Annotated in this window: 16 protein-coding genes and 1 pseudogene; 13 read left to right on the top strand and 4 right to left on the bottom strand. The window is 44.1% G+C overall.

What is annotated here, in order from left to right; all coding sequences use genetic code 11:
• Window positions 1-115: 115 nt before the first annotated feature.
• Window positions 116-760, bottom strand: coding sequence for a phosphoribosylanthranilate isomerase (locus tag ACBR23_RS27075; protein WP_371116113.1), 645 nt, complete (start codon window positions 758-760; stop codon window positions 116-118).
• 134 nt (window positions 761-894) lie between these two features.
• On the opposite strand from ACBR23_RS27075, the gene psaK reads away from it, so the two are divergent.
• From psaK to ACBR23_RS27045, 6 genes are all read left to right on the top strand, one after another.
• A complete protein-coding gene (psaK, locus tag ACBR23_RS27070) occupies window positions 895-1,179 on the top strand; it encodes a photosystem I reaction center subunit PsaK (protein WP_340524359.1) in 285 nt (94 codons plus the stop codon).
• Between the two features lie 72 nt (window positions 1,180-1,251).
• The gene (locus ACBR23_RS27065; RefSeq protein WP_371116091.1) at window positions 1,252-2,448 is read left to right on the top strand and encodes a site-2 protease family protein; all 1,197 of its coding nucleotides are present in this window, start codon (window positions 1,252-1,254) and stop codon (window positions 2,446-2,448) included.
• A 78-nt stretch (window positions 2,449-2,526) separates the two neighbouring features.
• Window positions 2,527-4,482, top strand: a complete 1,956-nt coding sequence (locus tag ACBR23_RS27060) for a CHASE2 domain-containing protein (protein WP_371116092.1) — start codon at window positions 2,527-2,529, stop codon at window positions 4,480-4,482.
• Between the two features lie 27 nt (window positions 4,483-4,509).
• Window positions 4,510-5,451 (top strand): DUF928 domain-containing protein, encoded by a 942-nt coding sequence (locus ACBR23_RS27055; RefSeq protein WP_371120762.1) that lies wholly within the window; start codon window positions 4,510-4,512, stop codon window positions 5,449-5,451.
• A 92-nt stretch (window positions 5,452-5,543) separates the two neighbouring features.
• Complete coding sequence (locus tag ACBR23_RS27050) at window positions 5,544-5,987, top strand: adenylate/guanylate cyclase domain-containing protein (RefSeq protein ID WP_371116094.1); 444 nt, start codon at window positions 5,544-5,546, stop codon at window positions 5,985-5,987.
• Window positions 5,962-6,873 carry a DUF928 domain-containing protein gene (locus tag ACBR23_RS27045; RefSeq protein WP_371121045.1) on the top strand — a complete coding sequence of 304 codons (912 nt, stop codon included), beginning with the start codon at window positions 5,962-5,964 and terminating at the stop codon, window positions 6,871-6,873. The genes ACBR23_RS27050 and ACBR23_RS27045 overlap by 26 nt, the downstream gene beginning before the upstream one ends.
• A gap of 153 nt (window positions 6,874-7,026) precedes the next feature.
• Here the strand turns inward: ACBR23_RS27045 and ACBR23_RS27040 are convergent, their stop codons facing one another.
• The gene (locus tag ACBR23_RS27040) at window positions 7,027-7,770 is read right to left on the bottom strand and encodes a lipoate--protein ligase family protein (RefSeq protein WP_371116096.1); all 744 of its coding nucleotides are present in this window, start codon (window positions 7,768-7,770) and stop codon (window positions 7,027-7,029) included.
• A gap of 144 nt (window positions 7,771-7,914) precedes the next feature.
• Here ACBR23_RS27040 and trxA point away from each other — a divergent pair, with 144 nt between their 5' ends.
• The 3 genes from trxA to ACBR23_RS27025 all read left to right on the top strand — a co-directional run bounded on the left by trxA (window position 7,915) and on the right by ACBR23_RS27025 (window position 10,494).
• Window positions 7,915-8,256, top strand: a complete 342-nt coding sequence (gene trxA, locus ACBR23_RS27035; RefSeq protein ID WP_371120761.1) for a thioredoxin — start codon at window positions 7,915-7,917, stop codon at window positions 8,254-8,256.
• A gap of 252 nt (window positions 8,257-8,508) precedes the next feature.
• Entirely contained in the window at window positions 8,509-9,159 is a 651-nt protein-coding gene (locus ACBR23_RS27030; protein WP_371120760.1) for a Uma2 family endonuclease, read from the top strand.
• 93 nt (window positions 9,160-9,252) lie between these two features.
• Entirely contained in the window at window positions 9,253-10,494 is a 1,242-nt protein-coding gene (locus tag ACBR23_RS27025) for an LL-diaminopimelate aminotransferase (protein ID WP_371120759.1), read from the top strand.
• A 61-nt stretch (window positions 10,495-10,555) separates the two neighbouring features.
• Here the strand turns inward: ACBR23_RS27025 and ACBR23_RS27020 are convergent, their stop codons facing one another.
• Window positions 10,556-10,810 (bottom strand): DUF6737 family protein, encoded by a 255-nt coding sequence (locus ACBR23_RS27020; protein ID WP_371120758.1) that lies wholly within the window; start codon window positions 10,808-10,810, stop codon window positions 10,556-10,558.
• Window positions 10,811-11,346: 536 nt separating this feature from the next.
• Between ACBR23_RS27020 and ACBR23_RS27015 the strand changes: the two genes are divergently transcribed.
• The 4 genes from ACBR23_RS27015 to ACBR23_RS27000 all read left to right on the top strand — a co-directional run bounded on the left by ACBR23_RS27015 (window position 11,347) and on the right by ACBR23_RS27000 (window position 15,278).
• Complete coding sequence (locus ACBR23_RS27015) at window positions 11,347-12,009, top strand: VWA domain-containing protein (RefSeq protein WP_340524346.1); 663 nt, start codon at window positions 11,347-11,349, stop codon at window positions 12,007-12,009.
• 133 nt (window positions 12,010-12,142) lie between these two features.
• Window positions 12,143-12,928: a PP2C family serine/threonine-protein phosphatase gene (locus tag ACBR23_RS27010; RefSeq protein WP_371116100.1), complete on the top strand. Its 786-nt coding sequence runs from the start codon at window positions 12,143-12,145 to the stop codon at window positions 12,926-12,928.
• A 219-nt stretch (window positions 12,929-13,147) separates the two neighbouring features.
• Window positions 13,148-13,843, top strand: coding sequence for a hypothetical protein (locus ACBR23_RS27005; RefSeq protein WP_341738683.1), 696 nt, complete (start codon window positions 13,148-13,150; stop codon window positions 13,841-13,843).
• A gap of 412 nt (window positions 13,844-14,255) precedes the next feature.
• Window positions 14,256-15,278: a ribonuclease III domain-containing protein gene (locus ACBR23_RS27000; RefSeq protein WP_371120757.1), complete on the top strand. Its 1,023-nt coding sequence runs from the start codon at window positions 14,256-14,258 to the stop codon at window positions 15,276-15,278.
• 20 nt (window positions 15,279-15,298) lie between these two features.
• Here the strand turns inward: ACBR23_RS27000 and ACBR23_RS26995 are convergent.
• Window positions 15,299-15,485, bottom strand: a pseudogene (locus tag ACBR23_RS26995) (hypothetical protein); the annotation flags it as partial.

Genomic DNA, 15,485 nt, shown 5'->3' with positions numbered 1-15,485 from the left:
CCTTCTTCCTTCTGCCTTCTTCCTTCTTCCTTCTTCCTTCTTCCTTCTTCCTTCTTCCTTCTTCCTTCTTCCTTCTTCCTTCTTCCTTCTTCCTTCTTCTTAGTCATTAATAGCGTTACTTATTAATTTTTTTTAGTCGATCGAACAAATCGGCAACTTTTGTCAAATCTTTATCTCCGGGGGCGATTTCTACGCCGCTAGAAAGGTCAATACCGCTAAAATTATTACCGGCAAAACTGCCGATCGCATTTAATACATTATCCGGCCTCAAACCCCCAGCCAGCAACCAAGGACAACTTGGTCGAAACTCTGCTAACATTTTCCAGTCGAGGGTTTTGCCAGTACCGCCTAGTTGGTCGGGATGGTAAGCATCCAGCAGTAAAGTATCCACATGAATAGCATACATATTCGCCATGTCTAAAGTTTCAGGAGTCTTAACTCTCAGGGCTTTGATAATTTCAATTTTCGGTAACAATTCCCGCAGTCGATCGCCATATTCCGCTGTTTCATCTCCGTGTAACTGCACCCCTGTTAAATTAGATTTAACAACTACTTGACAGATATTTTCAATTGTGCTATTGGCAAATACACCGATGCGATCGACTGTTGCGGGCAAGTGCTCAACAATTAGACGAATAGTTTCGGGGTTGACATAGCGGGGGGAAGCGGGAACGCAAATAAACCCCAAAGCCTGGGCTCCCAAACCGGCGATCGTCATACCCTGCTCTACTTTCGTGATTCCGCAAATTTTCACCCGCATCAGCCCTTCTCCCTTGCCAATTTGTATCAAAATATCAATCAATTGTTAACTATTAAAACAAATCTTAGTTTAAGCCAAAACACTTTTTATAATTTGATAGCTGAATTTATCTGTGAGACCGGGAGCATAATAACGTGATTTACTCATCTTTGCTGTTAGTAGCACAATCGACCATTCCCTCAACACCGGAGTGGTCCCCAATGGTAGCACTGACAATGATCTTGTGCAACTTACTGGCGATCGCGATCGGCTACTACGGCATAAACAAACAAAACCGAGGCAAAGGCCCAGCTTTACCCCTTGTCATGCCGGGAATGTTCAAAGGCTTTGGCATACCAGAATTGTTAGCAACAACCAGCCTCGGCCACTTACTCGGGGCTGGAGTAATATTGGGCTTAGGAAACGCCGGGGTGCTCTAAAAATAAGGGAAAGGAGAACGGAGGATATAATAATAGAAACTCTTCCTTATTCTCCTTTCCCAGGAAAACTTCATGCAGACAGGTTGGCGAGTCGGCTCCTTATTTGGCATCCCGCTGTTTTTAGATTACTCGTGGTTTATCATCTTAGCCCTAGCAACCCGCGCCTATGCTAGCAGTTACAGTGTGTGGGGGCCAGCCTTGGCATGGAGTGCCGGATTAGCGGTAGCTTTGATGCTGTTTGGTTCCGTACTGCTGCACGAATTGGGACACAGCTTGGCGGCCATGTCCCAAGGTATTAAAGTTAATTCTATTACCCTATTCTTATTTGGTGGAGTTGCCTCCATCGACTCAGAATCAAAAACTCCCGCTCAAGCTTTTCAAGTAGCCATCGCCGGCCCTCTCGTCAGCTTCGGACTGTTTTTAATCCTCGGTTTAGGCTCTCAAGTTCTGCCACAAACAAATTTGTTAGCAATAGTCACAGAAAGGGTAGCAGAAATCAATCTAGTTTTGGGATTATTTAACTTAATTCCGGGTTTGCCACTAGACGGAGGACAGGTTTTAAAAGCAGCAATTTGGCAAATCACTGGTTCTCGATTTACTGGTGTTCGCTGGGCGGCAAAAATTGGACAAATTTTAGGTTGGTTAGCCGTGGCTTTTGGGCTAACTTTATGCTTCCTAGCACGGGAGTACGGCGGCTTGTGGATTGCACTAATCGGCGGGTTTGCCATCCGTAATGCGAAGGCTTACAGCCGTTTTGTTTCCTTGCAAGAAGCCTTGGTAAAAACTAAAGCGGCTGAGGTTATGAGTCATGAATTTCGAGTAGTTGATGCAAATTCAACCTTGCGAGAATTTGCCGATCGATATTTGTTAGAAGTAAATCCATTGCCATTTTACGTTGCAGCAGCCAATGGACGGGATTTAGGTTTAGTGTCGATCGACGATATCCGCTTCACAGAACGCACTCAGTGGCAAATTCAGACTCTGCACAACATTTTGAAACCCCTGGAAAAAAACCCCACAGTCTCCGAAAAGGCATCCCTAGCCGAAGTAATTAGCACTATGGAATTCCGTCAACTGGCCCGAATCATCGTCCTCTCGCCCATCGGTTCAGTGGTGGGGACGATCGATCGCGGTGACGTGATGAAAGTTTTGGCAAAACACCTCAAACCCAGCATTTCCGAAGCCGAAATCAAGCGCTGCAAAGCCGAAAATAGCTATCCCCAGGGATTGCAATTAAGTGCGATCGCCAAAACCGCACAGGACAACTAAAAATTGGGCATTAATCAGGGGCATTTATGAAAAATCAAGATGTGGTGCAATTTTTCAAGGAGAGTTGAAAAAAATATTATGCCCCAAATTTTGCAGCAATTTCATCATCAGTTGAAGCAGAGAGATTGGAGTTGGAAAAAGTTAACTAATTCCTGCTCCTTCGCTGACTTCAAACCTCTGATTATTACCTGCATAGCCGTTACAGCAAGCCTAGGGGCAGTCAGGCAATTAGGTTGGTTACAGGCATGGGAATTAAATGCTTTCGACCTCATGGTTCAATTACGTCCTGATGCAGGTGTTGACTCCCGGTTGCTGGTAGTAACAATCACCGAACAAGACATTAATAATATTGGCAAATGGCCAATTACCGACCGCACTTTAGCCAAAGCGATTGCTGAAATAGCGCGTTTTGAACCGACAGCTATTGGGATAGATATAATTCGCAATACTCCCTACGAACCCGGAAATGCCGAATTAGCAACTCAACTGAAAAACCCGAAATTAATCCCCATTACCTTCATAGGTAACTCCAAGTACGATCGAGCGCCACCACCTCCTAACATACCAGAAAATCGGGTAGGCTTTAATGATTTAGTTATCGATCCAGATGGTAGAGTGCGTCGTAATTTGATGTTTGCTGGGGATGGTGAAAAGACACTAAATTCATTGTCAATGCAGCTAGCTTTTGCTTATTTTAAGAGTAAACAAATTGAGGGTAAACTCACCGAAAAAAATGAAATTCAGGTTGGTAAAATAGTATTTTCGCAGTTGCGTTCGGACTCAGGAGGTTATCATAACATTGATGCCCAAGGCTATCAAGTCATACTCAATTATCGCTCTGCTGAAAACATAGCAAATACCGTGACACTAACTGAGGTATTGGCAGGAAAAGTTGACCCCAAATTAGTGACAGGTAAAATAGTCCTCATCGGCGTGACAGCCTTAACCGTAAAAGATATCTTTTACACTCCTTACAGCGCTACTGCTAGTGGAAATCGCCGGATGCCAGGGGTATTAATTCATGCCACGGCGACTAGCCAAATACTCAGTGCAGTTTTAGACGGTAAAGGGCTATTTTGGTATTGGGATGAATGGCAAGAAATATGCTGGATTGTGGGTTGGGGGGCTGTTGGTGCCTGTTTAGCTTGGCGGCTGGAAAATTCCCTGAGTTTGATGGGAAGCGCGATCGCAGCTTGTGGCTCGTTATTCGGATTCACATTTTGGCTATTTATGCAACAGGGATGGATACCTCTAGTGACGCCTAGTCTGGCACTTTTAATCACCGCAGGAGTCATAGTCACCTATAAGTACGAGCAGTCGAAGCAACAGCAAGGGATTGTCATGAAATTATTAGGACAACAAACTTCACCTGCGATCGCCAATGCTCTGTGGAAAGAGCGCGTCCATTTACTCGAATCTGGTTTATTACCAGGCCAAAAAGTTATTGCTACTATCATCCTCACAGACTTACAGGGTTTTAGTACAATCTCGGAAAAACTACCACCAGAAGTGGTAATGAGTTGGTTAAATGAGTATTTATCCGCCATGGCCCAAGAAGTCCAAGCACATCAAGGTGTGATTAATAAATTTACCGGAGATGGAATGCTGGCAGTATTTGGTGTACCGATTCCCCGCACAACTCCCGAAGAAATTGCCAAAGATGCTAGCCTCGCTGTCTCTTGCGCCCTAGCCATCGGTTCTCGTTTACCACAAATGAATCAAAATTGGCTCGATCGGGGTTTACCGTCGGCAAAAATGCGAGTAGGCATCTTTACAGGGCCAGTGATGGTCGGTAGTTTGGGAGGTACAACCCGTTTAGAATATGGAGTGATCGGCGACAGCGTAAATATTGCCTCTCGGCTGGAAAGTTGTGAAAAGGATCGACAAGAAGACACTTGCCGAATATTGATTGCAGAAGAAACCTTGCTGCATCTGGCAGATAAATTTGAAGTAGAATCTTGGGGACCATTACCTTTGAAAGGTAGGGAACAAAAAGTTAATGTATACCGAGTTTTGGGAACAAAGAACAAATAAAAGGACAGCATCTATCCCTAAAAAATCATGAATCAAATGAAAAGATTTACTAAGTTTTTTTTCAATCTCACATCCGTTAGCTCCATGCTATTGATAGCCACACTTGATGTTTCCCAATTCGCAGTGATGGGGCAGGTATCTCCAAAGATAAATGGGAAACCAGGGACTGAGCCGGGAGGGCCACGCTTGGCTCCGCCCACTCCAGGGAAACCAGGGACTGAACCGGGAGGACCGCGGTTCGTTCAACCTACTGACGAGGTTTTGTTTTCCGGCGATAAACTAAGAGTAACCCGCACAGCAGGTTCATGTGTCAAGGGTAAGATAGACCTCACTGCCTTAGTACCAGAAAATAAAAGCGCACGTACTGTCTCAGAATATCCTGTATTCTTTTTCTATTTACCTCAAACAGATGCACCACAAGCCGAGTTTGTCCTGCAAGATGAAAACGGGAAACAGATTTATCAAACTACCCTAAAAATCAACAATTCATCAGGGGTAACAGGTGTGAGTATTCCCGCCAATGGCAATATGTCGCCCTTGCAAGTAGGCAAAAATTACCGTTGGTTTGTGGCATTGATTTGCGACGCTCAAGACAGATCTGCTGATATATCCGAAACAGGTATTTTGCGTCGAGTTGAACTCAGTGCAGATATCCGCAGTAAGTTAGAGAAAGCTGATGTGCGGGAAAAAACCTTTATTTATGCTCAGAATGGGATTTGGCAAGATGCCCTGAGCACTTTAGCAGCCGCTCGGCTTGCTAATCCCAAGGATGCAAAACTAACTGCGGATTGGGCCAGCTTGTTAGATTCAGTAAAATTGGGCGAAATTGCCACAGAGCCGATCGTGCAAATCGCTCCAGAGCCTAGCGCTCCAATGGAGCCACAGCCGAGCGCTCCAGAGCCTAGCGCTCCAATGGAGCCACAGCCTAGCGCTCCACAGCCTAGCCCTCCAATGGAGCCACGGCCATAGTTTATTGCATCGTGGACGCAGTGGCCCAGAAACCTGGTTTTTTACGAAAATAGTTCGTTCTGTATCCAGATTCGGCTAAAAACCCGGTTTCTTTGACTATATATCCACGGGTGCATCTGCGTTTTGCAAATATATTCGTAGGGGATCTGTGGAAAGAGCGAGTCCATTTACTCGAATCTGGTTTATTACCAGGCCAAAAAGTTATTGCTACTATCATCCTCACAGACTTACAGGGTTCTAGTACAATCTCCGAAAAACTACCACCAGAAGTGGTAATGAGTTGGTTAAATGAGTATTTATCCGCCATGGCTCAAGAAGTCCAAGCACATCAAGGCGTGATTAATAAATTTACTGGAGATGGAATGCTGGCAGTATTTGGTGTACCTATTCTCCGCACAACTCCCAAAGAAATTGCTAAAGATGCTAGCCTCGCTGTCTCTTGCGCCCTAGCCATCGGTTCGCGTTTACCACAAATGAATCAAAATTGGCTTGATCGGGGTTTACCGTCTCATGAATCAAATGAAAAGATTTACTAAGTTTCTTCTCAATCTCACATCCGTTAGCTCCATGCTATTGATAGCCACACTTGATGTTTCTCAATTCGCAGTGGTGGGGCAGGTGTCTCCCCCCACTAGAGGGAAACCAGGGACTGAACCGGGAGGGCCGCGCGTGGCTCCAAATATAAATGACAAACCATTACCTAAACCGGGAGGAGTGCGCTTGGCTCCGCCCACTCTATGGAACGAAAGAACTGAACCAGAAGGACTGCGGTTCGTTCAACCTACTGACGATGCGGTATCCGGCGATGCACGAAGAGGAACGAGCGCAGCAGCTTCATGTGTCAAGGGTAAGAGAGACGTCACTGCCCTAGTACCAGAAAATAAAATCGCACGAACTGTCTCAGAATATCCTGTATTCTTTTTCTACTTACCTCAAACAGATGCAACACAAGCCGAGTTTGTGCTGCAAGATGAAAACGAGAAACAGATTTATCAAACTACCCTAAAAATCAACAATTCATCAGGGGTAACAGGTGTGAGTATTCCCGCCAATGGCAATATGTCGCCCTTGCAAGTAGGCAAAAATTACCGTTGGTTTGTGACATTGATTTGCGACCCTCAAGACAGATCTGCTGATGTATCCGAACAAGGTATTTTGCGTCGGGTTGAACTCAGTGCAGATATCCGCAGTAAGTTAGAGAAAGCTGATGTGCGGGAAAAAACCTTTATTTATGCTCAGAATGGGATTTGGCAAGATGCCCTGAGCACTTTAGCAGCCGCTCGGCTTGCTAATCCCAAGGATGCAAAACTAACTGCGGATTGGGCCAGCTTGTTAGATTCAGTAAAATTGGGCGAAATTGCCACAGAGCCGATCGTGCAAATCGCTCCAGAGCCTAGCGCTCCAATAGAGCCACAGCCATAGTTTATTGTCCACGGGTGCATCTGTGTTTTGCAAATATATTCGTAGGGGCGAAGCATGACCGCTGTAAATCTCTGCTTATCGCTAATAAATTGTCTGCGGTCATGCTTCGCCTATGCAAAATCTGGATGCTCCCTCTTGGTGATTGCTATATTGCTATAACAGTGCAACCGGAATCGATCTAATTTCCAACCATTCCCGTTCAGAAAGTGGTTGCACTTCCAAATATATTTCAAAACAACGACAAGCAGCCACTTTCAAAGCTTCAATAACAGTTTCCATCAAATCATTTCCCTCTTGAGCTAGAGGTAATTTCATGGTAATTAATTCTTCTCCAAAAACTTGATAAAACAAATCCAAATCCGGCTGTAAACGCATAGAACCGTGTTGCAAAATAGCATCGCCCCTGCGTAATTGGGCGCTACCAATTAACTTATAGCCATCAGGTGTAACTAAATCTGCACCCGTCGCAGTTCCAAAACAATTAGGATTGTGAATGTAATTTCGTCCGGCTTCCCCGTAGTGCAAATCCACACCCATCGCCTTCCAACCTTCAATCAAAAACTGGCAGATATCCTGATAAGCTTGGAGACGACTCCCCGCCAATCCCGACACCACCACCGCATAAGTTAAATCTCCCTGGTGCAGCACAGCCCGCCCGCCACTTGGTCTGCGTACTAAGTCTACAGACATTCCGCGCCAAGATAGCTGCTCCCAAAAGTCTGGCCATCGGCGTTGGTGATAGCCCAAAGAAATTGTCGCTGGTGCCCAAGTATAAAATCGTAGAGTTGGCGGAATTTTGCCCGCCAGATGCTGTTCCAGGAGCCATTGGTCGATCGCCATCTGCACCGTACCAGAAGCTTCCAGCAGCGGAATTAAACGCCAAACAGAATTAGTCATCGGTCTCCAGTCCTCAGTTTGGGTTCTATAATGGACAGGATGTTTTAAAATTGGTAATAGTCATGGGAATCTGTGAAAGTAAGTTTGTGTAAATTTCACCGATCCAATGCTGTAGCAATAAATAGGCAAAATAATTCTTTAACCATGAGCAACAGTGTAATTGTCATTAGCGACGAAAAGTTTGAAACGGAAGTCCTGAAAGCAGAGCAGCCAGTGCTTGCCTACTTTTGGGCTGCTTGGTGTGGCCCTTGCAAACTGGTATCGCCTTCGATAGACTGGATCGCAGAAAATTACAGCGATCGGCTGAAAGTGGTTAAAATGGAAATTGACCCCAATCCAGCTACTGTCAAACAGTATAAAGTAGAAGGAGTCCCTGCTATCATGCTGTTTAAAAACTCTGAATTAGTGATGTCTCACGAGGGAGCTATTAGTAAACAAAAATTGACAAGTTTGTTAGAGGCTAATTTAGAAAGTTTTGAAGGTTGAGATATTTGTCCTTGGATGGGTGCGGGTTTATGAGATGGTCTGTTTTAGGCAATTATTATTGGTAAAACCCGCTCTACCCAAGGCAATATACTCGTTGATGAACTCAGTAAATATCCGATTTAACACAAGTTGTCTAGGAGCTAAAAAACATTTTATGGGTTGTTTAAAGCCTTTTAGATTACAATATTTTTGTAAGTTTAGAAAAACTTATACAAACCTCTAGCCACGGCGCGATCGCACTTGTAAAATCTTATGGTAACACTTCAGCTCAGACAGCTCGATATTCCCCTAGGACAGCGAGTGCTGCTACACGATATTAGTTGGTCAGAATTTGAAGCAATTTTAGTAGAAATGGGCGAAGCTCGATCCGCGCGCTTAGCTTATAGCCAAGGAACATTGGAGATTCGGATGCCTTTACCAGAACATGAGGTAGATAAAGAACTAATTGGTGATATGGTGAAAATATTGCTAGAAGAATTAGAAATAGATTGCGAGTGCTTTGGTTCCACGACTTTTAAACGAGAAACCCAAAAAAGCGGTGTGGAACCAGATCAGTGTTTCTATATTGAAAACCATCAGCAAATGAGAGGGAAACGGCGGGTGGATTTAACAGTAGATCCTCCTCCTGATTTGGCAATTGAAATCGATGTCACTTCCAAAACGCAATTGGATGCTTATCAAGCTTTACAAGTTCCTGAACTGTGGCGGTATGAAAATAATCAATTGCAAATTAATGTACTGCAAGATGGGAGATATGTTGCATTCCCAAGTAGCCCAATTTTTCCAGGATTACCAATTGTTGAAATGATAGCCGAGTTTGTAGCTCAAAGTACAAGTCTAGGCAGAAGCGCGAGTTTAAGAAATTTTCGCGATCGCATTAGGCGGTTGGAAAATTTGTTGTAGAGGCTGGTTTCACAAACCATTGATTTTGGAAACAAACAATATAGTAAACTTGCATCTACCGGAACTAAAATTACCAAATTAATTGATAAAAATATGAAATTCGCCGATCGCTTACAACCTCTACAATTTAATGTATTTGCCGATATGGATTGGGCGAAATCTCTAGCGAGAATCGCCGGTAAAAATGTGATTGATTTGTCTCTAGGTTCTTCCGATTTGCCGACTGCTGCTCACATTACAGAGGCGATCGCACTTTCTCTGTCTGACTCCAGCACCCACGGCTATTTGCTGTTTAACGGGACGAAATCTTTTCGGGAAGCAGCGGCGACTTGGTATCAACAAAAATTCGGAATTTCTGTCAATCCAGAAACAGAAGTGCTGCCTTTAATTGGTTCCCAAGAAGGCACGGCGCATTTGCCTTTAGCTATACTCAACCCCGGAGATTTTGCTTTGTTGCTCGATCCGGGTTATCCCTCCCACGCTGGGGGTGTTTATTTGGCTGGCGGGCAAATTTATCCGATGCCGTTGTTAGCAGAAAATCAGTTTTTGCCAGTATTTGATGATATTCCCAAACCAGTTTTAGCTCAGTCGAAGATGATGGTTTTGAGTTATCCTCATAATCCGACAACTGCGATCGCACCTTTAGCCTTTTTTGAGAAAGCCGTCGCTTTTTGTCTGGAAAACGGGCTGGTTTTGGTGCACGATTTCCCCTATGTCGATTTGGTTTTTGACGATCGCAATTCTAGCATAGAGGCAGATCCAAAGCAGCGGGCTTACCAGGATATTCCTGGTAACGAGGAGCATCGAAAAGTGATGGCACCGTCTATTTTTCAGGCAGATCCAGATAAAAGCGTGTCGATCGAGTTTTTTACACTCTCCAAGTCGTACAATATGGGTGGTTTTCGAGTCGGATACGCGATCGGCAATCCCCAAATCATTGAAGCACTGCGACAGGTAAAAGCCACCGTAGATTTCAATCAATACCAAGGAATTTTGAATGGAGCGATCGCTGCATTAACAGGCCCCCAGGACACCGTTAAAACCAGTGTAGAAACCTTCCGACAACGGCGGGATACCTTCGTCACTGCTTTGCAAGACATTGGCTGGGAAGTGCCATTACCCCCCGCCACCATGTACGTTTGGGCGAAACTCCCAGAACCTTGGGCTTTAGATTCCGTGAAATTTTGCACTGAGTTAGTAGAAAGCACAGGAGTTGCAGCTTCCCCCGGTGCCGGCTTTGGCAAATCTGGAGAAGGCTATGTGCGATTTGCCTTAGTTGAATCACCAGCAATTTTGGCAGAAGCTGTCAGAAGAATTGCTGATTTTCTAAGTTAAGCTCCTGCTCACATTGAAGAGGATTTATCTTCTGTGTACCAAATTTTTATCCAGAGATTTCCTATTCATTTTGTGCTGATTCCTGGTATTTTTCCAGGATACCACTTGACAGCATGAGTCTCGGCCAAACTAACAAGAAAAAGCCCATCCACGCTAATAATGGTATCGCCACTATAACTGTAATCCAAACAGTTTTCAATAAAAGCCAACTGCCACTAATCAGGCTAATTCCTGTTAAAAGAATCGACCAAGGCTGACACCACCAAGGTTTGAAATCCCAAGCACTAATTTTTTTGGGTTCGGAAACATTTTTCATATTAGTTATTGGTGATTAGTTATTGGTGATTGGTGATTGGTGATTGGTGATTCGTAATTGGTTATTGGTTATTGGTTATTGGTGTTAATTCCAATTCCCCATGAACCATGAACCATTCCCCCGCTTACCAGTCAGTAGCGCAGTGCCCTTGGCCTCCCCTGGCGAAACCGGGGAGTCCAAGGGTGGAAGGGCAGGATAAACGCAGCCTTTGGGTTAACAATTACCTGACGCTACCACCGGAATTGATATGATATCGTTTCCGGCTGCATCGGAATGATTTAACCTTACTAGAACGCAGAGAACACAGAGGGAGATAAGAGAGATGAATAATTCCGATGTTACCGGATTTGATATGATTTACTTTTTTTGAGCGCCGATGAACTCGGATGAGGGCTTTTTTGATATTTGACACTCATATTTCCCACTAATGGTAAAATGCGATCGCCATAGCAATTTCAGTTCCATAGGTTGCTAACTTGCTAGGCTAGAAAGTAGCAAACCAAAAAATCCAGCCACTCCAAGGTCAATCGCGAACCATGAGACTAGACGAAGCCGTAGAATTTGCCGAAAACCCTGAGCCGCGTTGTCCCTGCGTCCTCCTGTTGGACACCTCCGGTTCAATGCAAGGTGCTCCTATAGATGCCTTGAATGAAGGGCTGCAAACTTTTAGGGACGATCTGATTAAAGATGAATTGGCAAAAAAGCGAGTGGAAGTCGCGATTATTTCCTTTGACAATCATATCAAAGTTGTGCAGGATTTCGTGACGGCAGACCAATTCGAGACGCCACTGCTGAAAGCCCAAGGACAAACTCACATGGGTGCAGGTATTCAACAAGCACTGGATTTAATCGCCGCCCGCAAATCTGAATATCGCAACAACGGAATCACCTATTATCGGCCGTGGGTATTTATGATTACTGATGGAGAACCCCAAGGCGAATCGGACGATATTGTAGACATCGCTTCACGGCGGATTAAAGAGGAAGAAACTAACAAGCGCGTTGCTTTTTTTGCGGTAGGAGTCGAAGGTGCTAATATTGCCCGTCTCGCCGAAATTGTGGAACGGACTCCTGTAAAATTAAAAGGATTGGATTTTAGGGAGATGTTTATTTGGCTTTCAGCTAGTATGCAGCGAGTCTCTCACTCAAAAATTGATGAACAAGTAGCCTTACCACCTCCGGGGTGGGGAACCGTTTAGTCATTGGTTATTTGTTATTGGTTATTTGTTATTGGTTATTTGTTATGAGTAGCAGGTGACAATTAACTACTAACAATTAACTACTAACAATTAACTACTAACAATTAACTACTAACATCTGAATAACTGACAAATGACAGAACAAATGACAAAGTGGCAAGTGGTAGCGGCATCGGTGATGGGGACGAGTCACTCCAAGCGATCGCAACCTTGTCAAGATGCCCACTGCTGGCGGCTGTTACCCAATGGTGTTTTGGCGGCCTCCGTTGCCGATGGTGCGGGTTCGGCAACACTGGCAGAAGTAGGTGCTAAAATTGCTGTGGAAGCAGTTGTCGAAACAATTTGTCGGCAATCAGAAATGCTGCCTGAAGATGACAGCCAATGGCAAGTATTCCTCACATCCGCACTTCAAGTCGCACGGGCGGCTGTGGAAACAGAAGCCGCGACGCGGGGAGTGGGGGCTAGAGATTTAGCTTGTACTTTAATTGCGGTGGTGGCTACACCAGAATTAATCGCCGTTGCTCAAATCGGTGATGGTGCGGCGGTGGCGGGTGATAATCAAGGAAGTGCGATCGCCCTGACAGTACCTCCCTGTGGTGAATATATCAATGAAACCATTTTTTTGATTTCCCCCAATGCCATAGAAACTGCACAATTTCATCTGCGACGGGAAAAAATGGCGCATTTAGCCGTGTTTTCCGACGGCTTGCAAATGCTAGCCCTGAAAATCCCGGAAGGCGCACCACACAGTCCATTTTTTACACCGCTGTTTCGATTTTCTGCTCAAGTTCAAGATGAGTCTGATGCACAACAGCAGTTGGAGTCTTTTTTGCGATCGCCCCGCGTTTCCGAACGCACCGATGATGATTTAACATTATTATTGGCAAGTTGTTTGAGTTCGGAAGTACCAAAAAATTAACAGTAGACATCTTGCCACAGGGAGTATTGTAAAACTTTATTAAGTTTGTCCGCAGTAGTAACCAATTATCCACCTGCATCTATCGGCGTCGGTTGGCGTTGATCTGCGCTACAAAACCGATTCTGAATTGGGCAAGAAGTCTCATCTGTTCAACGTGGCGGTTCTATAATAAAATCGACTTGTCAACAATTATGCTCCCGTTTAACAGTAGGTCATCACTTGCAAGCACAAGAGATTAAGGATCAACTCAAATCCCTAATTAGCGAAGCATATCCAATAGATCCGAGTTTGGCGAGAAGATTGGATGAAATTTATCGCTGGGTAAAAGATGTCAAACCCGGTTCGCTAACTGCCAAAAAATTTGTGATGGCTTTTCTGCTACAGCTTGTCAGTGATTCCGAAGTTTGGTTGGCTGTCAAATCTCTACCTTCGGAAGCAGCACAACAAGCTGCCTTTGAGTTAATGAGTTCTGCGGAAAGATATTGGTATAGCTATCTCTTTCCTAAATGGCTGAGTGAAACCGATCGCAAATTTTATATTTGGAAGAAAAAATTAATGGCGGGAGAGTTTTATCCGGCTGACGAGCAGATACTCCAATCGATAATAACTCACATTCAGCAGCGAGAAGATACTTCTTTTATACAGCGTTATATAGCCGATCTTTCTATGGCCACGGATTCCATAGTCAGCAGCCGGGAACATCAGCCTTTATGTATACAAATCACCAGTATTTCTGATGAATTTTCGCAAGAAAAGTATGATAATTGGCAAAAAACTCTTCAGGAATGGGGGATTGACAGAGGATTATTTTTAAGTTACAATCCAAGTATTGAAAATTCGGTAGTTCGATTAGTTAATATGGCATTATACAACAGCGATAATTTACAGGCTGGCACCTACCTAAAATTTTCCTAGAATCCAGAAGGGAGCCACGTAAATGTTGTTAAAAAAAAGTTGTGAAAAAATGTGAATATTTCTCTGTCGGCTATTCCTCAGCATTCTCTGCCTTTCCGGGCTCGAAAAATCAAATTTAGACAAAACAAAATAAGATGACTTTAAGTAAAACCTAGGAACTAGGCGCTGGAAACAGCGATTAGGCACACAGGAATTACGAATTAAACGGGAAAAAACCAGGTTTCTCGTTCTGCTACTGAATATCAAATGATGCAATGAGTTTAAGAAACCCGGTTGTTGCGTCCTGGACAACAAAATAGCGTCCTAGCAGAGGATAACTCAGATATTTGCGATGAATGGACGCTTGTAAAGCCCTAGATATTTCCCTAGCCCGATAGTATAGCAACCTTAAAATTCGATCAAAAATAACACCATGACAGCACAAGGCACAACGACTGTTGAAAAAAGTTTACAAAAAGTGTTGGAAAAACTGGAATCCTCCCGGAAAATGCAGGATGACTGGATGAAAAACGGGATAAATTTTGTAGATTTGTATGTGGATGATGCTGGTGGAGATTGGTTGGAAGAATGGGGAAAAGCGGAAGCAGAAGATTTAGAAGTAGACACGATTACCAGTATAGATGTGGAGGCTATCAAAATAGCGATCGGCTTTTCTAACTTTCAGAAAACACAATTACTGGAAATAGCCTTGACTCACCGTGGCGATACCAAGGATTTTCGAGGCACATCTTTTGACTCGTCAGTGGACCAAGATGTCAAGTACAAAAGGCTGGCTCTCCTAGGAAGCGCGATTTTGAGTGCGGTTGTTACCGATTACCTATACCGCGAATATCCTCAGCTCGATCGAGATTGTATCTCAAATTTAAAATCTCGGTTACTAGACAAGAACAAACTATCGGAATTTGCGATCAGTTTGAATTTGCAGGAACTTAGCTTGCATAGTGCTCAGGGTAAAGAAACAGAAAAAAGTGAGTACAAGAGATTTCTAGGCGAAACTTTTGAGGCGGTGTTTGGGGCGATTTACTTGGAGTGCGATCGCGATTTTTTGCGTGCGGGCGACTGGCTGATTCAGAATTTCATCGCCAAAGCAGTTGCTGAGAAGATGAGTCAAAAAAGCGATCTAATTGAAGGGACAAAAATTTCGCCACAAATAGCTCTTAAACGGCTGCGAATCCTGGGTGCAGAAATTTTAGAGGCGATCGCCTTTGACTATCTCTACCACCGTTTTCCAGAACGTAATGCCAGCCAGCTAACTGACTGGAAAAAAATGTTAGTGGCCAAAGAGATTTTCCCCAAAGAATTCAAGACCAAATTAGGCAATCAGTACCTAGAATTGGACAGTGATTTCTCACGCACCCGCGACTGGTTAGTTAATAATTTTATCAAAACAGCAGTGGAAGAACTGGTAGAGGAGAGAGAAAATCAATTCAACTAAAAGTAGAAAACCAATAGCTGCTACGCATCCACAGTATCTGTCGCTTGGGGAGGGACAGAGTTTATGTAAATTATTTTTAGTTCAAGTCCGATCGGCATTGTATCTGCGAGAACTTTGTGACAATACTTAGTCGTTAACACTAAGCGAAATTTGAGGTCGGAAACCCATCTAGCCTTAGGAATAAAATATGAGCTCATTTGCTTGACA

Origin of the sequence: Microcoleus sp., from assembly GCF_041354475.1 — a bacterium.
GTDB lineage: Bacteria > Cyanobacteriota > Cyanobacteriia > Cyanobacteriales > Microcoleaceae > Microcoleus.
Note: the sequence above shows the minus strand (reverse complement) of the source record. Positions and strands in the feature narration are given on the sequence as shown.